This is a genomic window from Candidatus Infernicultor aquiphilus, assembly GCF_002784285.1.
Lineage (GTDB): Bacteria > Atribacterota > Phoenicimicrobiia > Phoenicimicrobiales > Phoenicimicrobiaceae > Infernicultor > Infernicultor aquiphilus.
In genome coordinates this window covers 1-6,454 of sequence record NZ_PFKO01000252.1, presented here as the reverse complement: position 1 = coordinate 6,454, position 6,454 = coordinate 1, and the positions used below count along the sequence as shown (strand labels likewise).

The window sequence follows — 6,454 nt, the reverse complement described above, 5'->3', positions numbered from 1 at the left end:
TTTTATTAGCAATATTGTAAAATTACAACAAGACTATAAAATCTTAACTTGATTGTATAGGAATTTCCTTTTTCTCTAAGTCTCTATTGTAGATAAAATAGTTGTATTTAAGGGCTGAATTGTGTATCTTGTTGGCATGATCCCAAATTACAACAAGAATGTATTTAAGCAGATATTCATAGACCACTGGTCTGAGTTTCAGCAGATGAATCCGAGATACAAGACAGAGTATTATGATAAGACGATCAAGAAGATGCTGGGGTGTGGAGATCCGGAGAATGGATTTATATCTTACCGGTACCTTCATTGCGGTGAGGTGAAGAAGATTCCCTTCAGTTGCAAGAGCAGTTTCTGTCTCTCCTGTGCTAAGATATACACAGATGAGTGGGTAGATTATATAAGTGGAGCTCTTTTTACCGGGATGAGGTATCGCCATGTCGTGCTTACGGTTCCAGAACAATTCAGGAAATGGTTCTATCATAATCCCCAGCTTTTGAGCAAACTTATGAAGAGTGGGCATGCCTTCTTCCAGGATGTGGTCAGTTATTGGCTTAAAGAGCAAGTGGATGTTGGCAGTGTTGTTGTACTTCAAACAGCAGGCCGAAGTGGAAACTTTAACCCTCATCTCCATATCCTTTGCACCAATGGTGGTATGAGGAGAGATGGCCGCTTTAAAGAATTTGGATTTATTGACTTTAATCTTCTTCACCTCAAGTGGCAATACCATCTCCTTAAGATGTTAAGAGAGAATGTAAAGGTGCCCAAGATAAAAGAAGAGATTGATAAATGCTGGAGAGAGTATCCCCATGGGCTTGTAGCTTATCTAGAGAAGGGAGATATCCCCAAAGGAGGAAAGGGGCTTGCTCGATACCTGGCTAAATATGTGGTCAGTCCACCTATTTCTCTTAGGAGGATTATAAAGTACGATGGCAAGAAAGCGAGATACTGGTATAATGACCATACCACCGGGAGAAGAATAGAGGAAGAAGTAGATGCTTTGACCTTTATTGGCAGGATGGTTCAGCATATACTTCCCAAGGGATTTCAGAGGATCAGATACTATGGTCTTCATGTTACCTGTCGAGCCTCCAGGATAAGGAAGGAGTTAAAGGATTTATTAGAATTTACCTATGAGCCAGTTGCTGGTACCTACCAAGTAATGGGTAGTTCATATAGGAATCGTATCAAAAAGAGTTTTGGGATTGACCCTTTGTTATGCCCAAAATGTGGGGATGAGATGGAATTTGAGGGGATATGGCATCCAAAATATGGCTGGATAGTCGATAATTTTGATAGTTTTTTTGTGGATGAGCCAGAGATAGGGGGAAGAGATGGAGAGAGAGGACCAGTTGGATCAGCCGTTTGGTCTACCGAGTCAGTGGTACAATTATAAATGTATTTCATGTAACTATGAAACCAAGATAGAAGATGTTGTTGTTGATGCATATTTTTACTCACAGGGTTGTAAAAAAGATGTATATCCAACATTTACTTGTCCTAAATGCAACAAACAAATGAAATACACCAGTGATTAAAAGTCCGCACCGAAGGTGCGCTAAGTTCTTATTATATACCGGCATATTTTAAAAACCAAGCGGATATTCCTTATTAAATAATAATGAAAATAAAAATCTTTATAAAAAATTTGTTAGTGAGATGATTTTATTGCCTTCTTCAGAATCTTTTTTAGAAAAAATGAATAAAATTAAAAAGGCTTGGAAGAAATTCATAGAAAATGATGAAATTAATACCTTAATAGTTCGTCCTATAATTGCCGATTCATGGAAAAGGTGTAAGGCAGCAGATGTGGATCCATATTCAAAAAGGCCTTCTACAACACTTAGTGATAAAGAAATAGAGGTTTTATTAGAACGGAATAGACATTTAATCGAGATATCATGGCCCATATTAAAGATGATAGGAGAAATGATAAGAGGTTCAGGGTTTAGAGTGGATTTAGTGGACAAGGATGGTTATTTTTTAAAGATAATTAGTGATATGGAAATATTAGAAGAATCTAAAAAGCTTGGTTCAGTAATAGGTGCAAATAGATCTGAGTTAATAGCAGGAACTAACGGCATTGGAATTGCTCTCTCTACCGGGAAACCCATACAAATTCTTGGTCCAGAACATTATAATATTTACCATCATAATTGGACTTGTTCTACTGCTCCTATTCATGATCCTTCAGGTAACATAATTGGAGCAGTAAATATGTCAGGTAATTATCGTTTATTGCATAAACATACGTTAGGTATGGTTGTAGGTATTTCTAATGCCATTGAAAGTGCACTTGTAACAGAAAAAAAAGTATATGAATTAAGCACTACGAATAGATTTTTAAAAACAATAATTGAATCTATAAATGATGGATTAGTTATATTAGACAAAGAAGGGAAAATAACTCATTTAAATTCTATTGCCGGGGGAATTTTAGGCAAAGAACCACCTGATGCAATTGGGGAACCGATAAATAAATTAATTAAAACAAATTTTTCTTTATTTGATATTCTGAATAATAGGAAAGGATATTTAGAGAAAGAAATTACTATTACACCTTTTGGCAGCAAAGAAAGCTTTCAATATCTTCTTACGGAAAAATTAGTTGAAGATTATGAGGGCAAATCTCAAGGGATAATGGCTTTATTTAAAGAAATGAGAAAGGTACACAGATTAGTTGGTGGTATTATAGGGGCTAAGGCCCGATTTAACTTTTCAGATATTATAGGAAATAATAAGAAGCTAAAAAGTGCAGTAAATTTAGCAAAAACTGCTTCAGTTAGTTCTTGTAAGATATTAATACAAGGCGAAAGCGGAACGGGAAAAGAAATTTTTGCCCAAGCTATCCATAATAATAGTAATAGACGGGATAACCCTTTTATTGCTATTAATTGTGCTGCAATCCCTAGAGATTTAGTCGAAAGCGAGTTGTTCGGATATGAGGAGGGAGCATTTACTGGTGCAAAGAGGGGTGGAAGACCAGGCAAACTTGAATTAGCAGAGGGCGGGACTCTTTTTCTTGATGAAATAGAAAGTATGCCTCTGGAGTCTCAACCAAAGCTATTGAGGGTATTAGAATCAAATCAATTAATGAAGATAGGGGGCAATAAAATTATTCCTATTGACGTAAGGATTATTTCTTCAACTAACCAAGATTTATTATTAGCTGTGAAGAAAGGTAATTTTAGAGAGGATCTTCTTTACCGCATAAATACAATTACTGTAGATATACCTCCATTACGAGAACGAAAAGATGATATTCCAATTTTGGTAAAATATATTTGTAATAAAATTGGGAGAAGAATAAACAAAAATAATATTGAAATTGATAAAAAAATTTTAGAAGTTTTGTGTGAGTATAATTGGCCAGGCAATATAAGAGAATTGGAAAATGCGCTTGAAAGTGCAATAATTTTAAGTAAAAATAATAAAATCACTATTGAGGTAATACCCGAAAATATTAAGCCTTTTAAATCTAATAATCTAGACATTAAAGAGGATAGAGAAGCTAATTCTTTAATAGATATTGAAAAAGAAGTAATTTTCAAAGTTTTGAAAGAGGTTAAGGGTAATATCACTAAAGCCTCTCGAGTATTAGGGATTGACAGAAGCACCTTATATAGAAAAATTGAAAAATATAAAATTTCCAAATAAATTTCGAATAGACATTCACAATTTTAAACTTCCTCCTACGATTTTTAGTCTTTTCTAAAAAGTTTTAAAACGTTTTTTAAAATTTCCATGAAACCCCCCAATTAATCCATTTTCTTATTTACTAAATTAAGTAGTATTACTTAAAGATCTAAAGCATCGCAAAATACTGTAGCATAATGCAGCAAATAACGATTAAATTAATGGTTACAGTTATTTGTATATCCCAATTTAATTGTTGAAACATAAGGGTTTTACACAATTTATTTATATTACAATTTAATTGGCACGTAATTTGCTTATATTATATAAGTGAAAGGAGTTTTAAAAATTCCTATCGTATATAAAAAAAGGGGGATTTTAGTGGTATTTCAAGAAAGACTAATTAAAAATTTAGAAAAAAAAGCAAATATTATTAGAAGATATATTGTTGAGATGATATCTAATGCAGAGGGAGGGCATATAGGGGGAGCTTTATCAATAGCTGATATCATGGCTGTTTTATATTTTCATATTTTAAAAATTGACCCTGAAAATCCTGAATGGGAAGATAGAGATCGTGTTGTTCTTTCTAAAGGTCATGCTTCGGCTGCCTGGTATGCTGCTTTGACTGAGAGAGGGTATTTCCCTAAAGAAGAATTATTAACTTTTGATCATATAAATAGCAGACTTCAAGGGCATCCTGATATGAACAAGACGCCTGGAGTGGATATGTCCTCAGGTTCTTTAGGACAGGGAATTTCTGTGGCATTAGGGATGGCTTTAGCTGCCAGATATTTAAAAAAAACCTACCGGACTTTTGTTATTTTAGGAGATGGGGAAACTCAGGAAGGACAAGTATGGGAAGCGGCAATGGTAGCCGCTAATTATAATACAGATAATCTTATTGCTATATTAGATTATAATAAATTACAACTTTATGGCGAGACGAATACAATTATGAATATTGAACCAGTAATCGAGAAATGGCATATATTCGGTTGGAATACGATAGAAATAAATGGCCATAGAATAAATGAGATAGTACAAGCATTAGAAGATGCGGTTAAATTTGAGGGAAAACCTACTATAGTGGTTGCCCATACGATTAAAGGTAAGGGTGTATCTTTTATGGAAAATAAAGTTGAATGGCACTCATTGGCTCCCACAGAAGAACAAGCAAAACAAGCATTAAAAGAATTGGGGTACTCTAACGAAAAAGGATTTTAATTATGAAGAATAAATTAATAGCTACCAGAACTGCTTTTGGCGAAGCGTTAGTAGAAATAGCAAAAGAGAGGAATGATATAGTGGTTTTGGATGCTGATGTAGCAAGCTCAACAAAAACATCTATTTTTAAAGAAGCCTTCCCTGATAGGTTTTTTGAAATGGGAATTGCCGAACAAAATATGATGGGAGTAGCAGCAGGTATGGCTACTACCAAAAAGATTATACCCTTTGCTGTGACTTTTGCAGTTTTTGCCACTAAAAGAGCCTGTGATCAAGTTAGTATTTCTATAGCCTATCCAAAACTTAACGTGAAGATTGTAGGTTCTTATGGAGGGATTCCTACAGGTAAAGCAGGCGCTACTCATCAAGCCTTTGAAGATATTGCCATTATGAGAGCTATACCCAATATGACAGTTATTGTTCCTGCAGATGCTGTGGAAATGAAACAGGCAGTTAGGGCATGTGTTGAATATAATGGACCTGTATATCTGCGTTGTATCCGTTGCGAGACTCCCGTTATTTTTGATGAGAATTATAAATTTGAATGGAATAAGGGAGTAATTCTAAGAGATGGGAAAGATATTACTATTGTTTCTACAGGGATAATGACTCCGGAAGCGTTGGTGGCAGCAAATATTTTAGCCGAGGGAGGAATAAATGTTCGATTAATCCATCTTCATACTATCAAACCAATAGATAAAGATATCTTATTGAAGGCTTCTATAGAAACCGGACACATAGTTACAGTTGAAAACCATAGCATCATTGGGGGCCTTGGCGGTGCGGTCGCAGAAGTCTTAAGCGAAAGCGAGCCCGCATTAATAAAAAGGATAGGCATAGAAGATAAATTTGGCGAATCAGGGTCTCTGGATGACTTATTTACAAAATATGGTTTAACTTGCGAGAATATTGTAAAAGAAGTTAAAGAAATAATTAAGAAAAAAAACAAATAAACTTTATAATTTTTAGTTTAAGTAAAAAATTGAGATAATTTATTATTATATTTTACTCGTTCTAGGCAGAGAGTTTTTTGAATTAGAATGTTGCAATATACTGTAGCATAATACAACAATAATAATTAATAAGCTATAGATTGCAAAATATAAGTGAGTGCCATCTATTGTGAATTTATTGATATTTCTTAAGTTTTCAAAGAAATTATATCCAGAAAATTTAATTGGCATAAAAATTGCTTATCTAATAGATATTAGGAAAAATAATCGGACAATTTGGGACTTATGATTAAAGTTTTTAGAATAAATATAAAAATAATAAAATAAATTGAGGGGGTTAAGATAAATAATGTTGATTTTAGAAGAGCCAATAAAAGAAGTGAAGGTATTAAAAAATTATATTGATGGAGAATGGATAGAGCCAAAAAATAACGGGTATCTGGATGTAGAAAATCCGGCTACCAGAGAAATAATAGCCAAAGTTCCACTTTCAACAACCAAAGAAACAAACCGTGCCATTGAAGCAGCAGCCAATGCATATCCCGGATGGAGCGCTACCCCGGTAGCCAGGCGAGTAAGGCCTCTATTCAAATTAAACGAGCTACTTAGAGCCAATGAAGAAATGCTTTCAAGAGTCCTGG

At 34.3% G+C, this 6,454-nt stretch carries 5 protein-coding genes; all 5 read left to right on the top strand.

Features of this window, described 5'->3' with window-relative positions; genetic code table 11:
- Positions 1-136 precede the first annotated feature (136 nt).
- Entirely contained in the window at positions 137-1,393 is a 1,257-nt protein-coding gene (locus COZ07_RS06720; protein WP_406607801.1) for a transposase, read from the top strand.
- Positions 1,394-1,656: 263 nt separating this feature from the next.
- Positions 1,657-3,654, top strand: coding sequence for a sigma-54-dependent Fis family transcriptional regulator (locus tag COZ07_RS06715; protein ID WP_406607800.1), 1,998 nt, complete (start codon positions 1,657-1,659; stop codon positions 3,652-3,654).
- 360 nt (positions 3,655-4,014) lie between these two features.
- Complete coding sequence (locus COZ07_RS06710) at positions 4,015-4,860, top strand: transketolase (RefSeq protein ID WP_406607799.1); 846 nt, start codon at positions 4,015-4,017, stop codon at positions 4,858-4,860.
- Positions 4,861-4,862: 2 nt separating this feature from the next.
- The gene (locus tag COZ07_RS06705) at positions 4,863-5,813 is read left to right on the top strand and encodes a transketolase family protein (RefSeq protein ID WP_406607798.1); all 951 of its coding nucleotides are present in this window, start codon (positions 4,863-4,865) and stop codon (positions 5,811-5,813) included.
- Positions 5,814-6,162: 349 nt separating this feature from the next.
- The coding region (locus COZ07_RS06700; protein ID WP_406607797.1) for an aldehyde dehydrogenase family protein at positions 6,163-6,454 on the top strand (292 nt) is incomplete at its 3' end.

Excerpts from the sequence above, each read along its gene's own strand:
- COZ07_RS06715 (WP_406607800.1), top strand. The coding sequence starts at position 1,657 with ATGATTTTATTGCCTTCTTCAGAATCTTTTTTAGAAAAAATGAATAAA.
- COZ07_RS06720 (WP_406607801.1), top strand. The coding sequence starts at position 137 with ATGATCCCAAATTACAACAAGAATGTATTTAAGCAGATATTCATAGAC.
- COZ07_RS06705 (WP_406607798.1), top strand. The coding sequence starts at position 4,863 with ATGAAGAATAAATTAATAGCTACCAGAACTGCTTTTGGCGAAGCGTTA.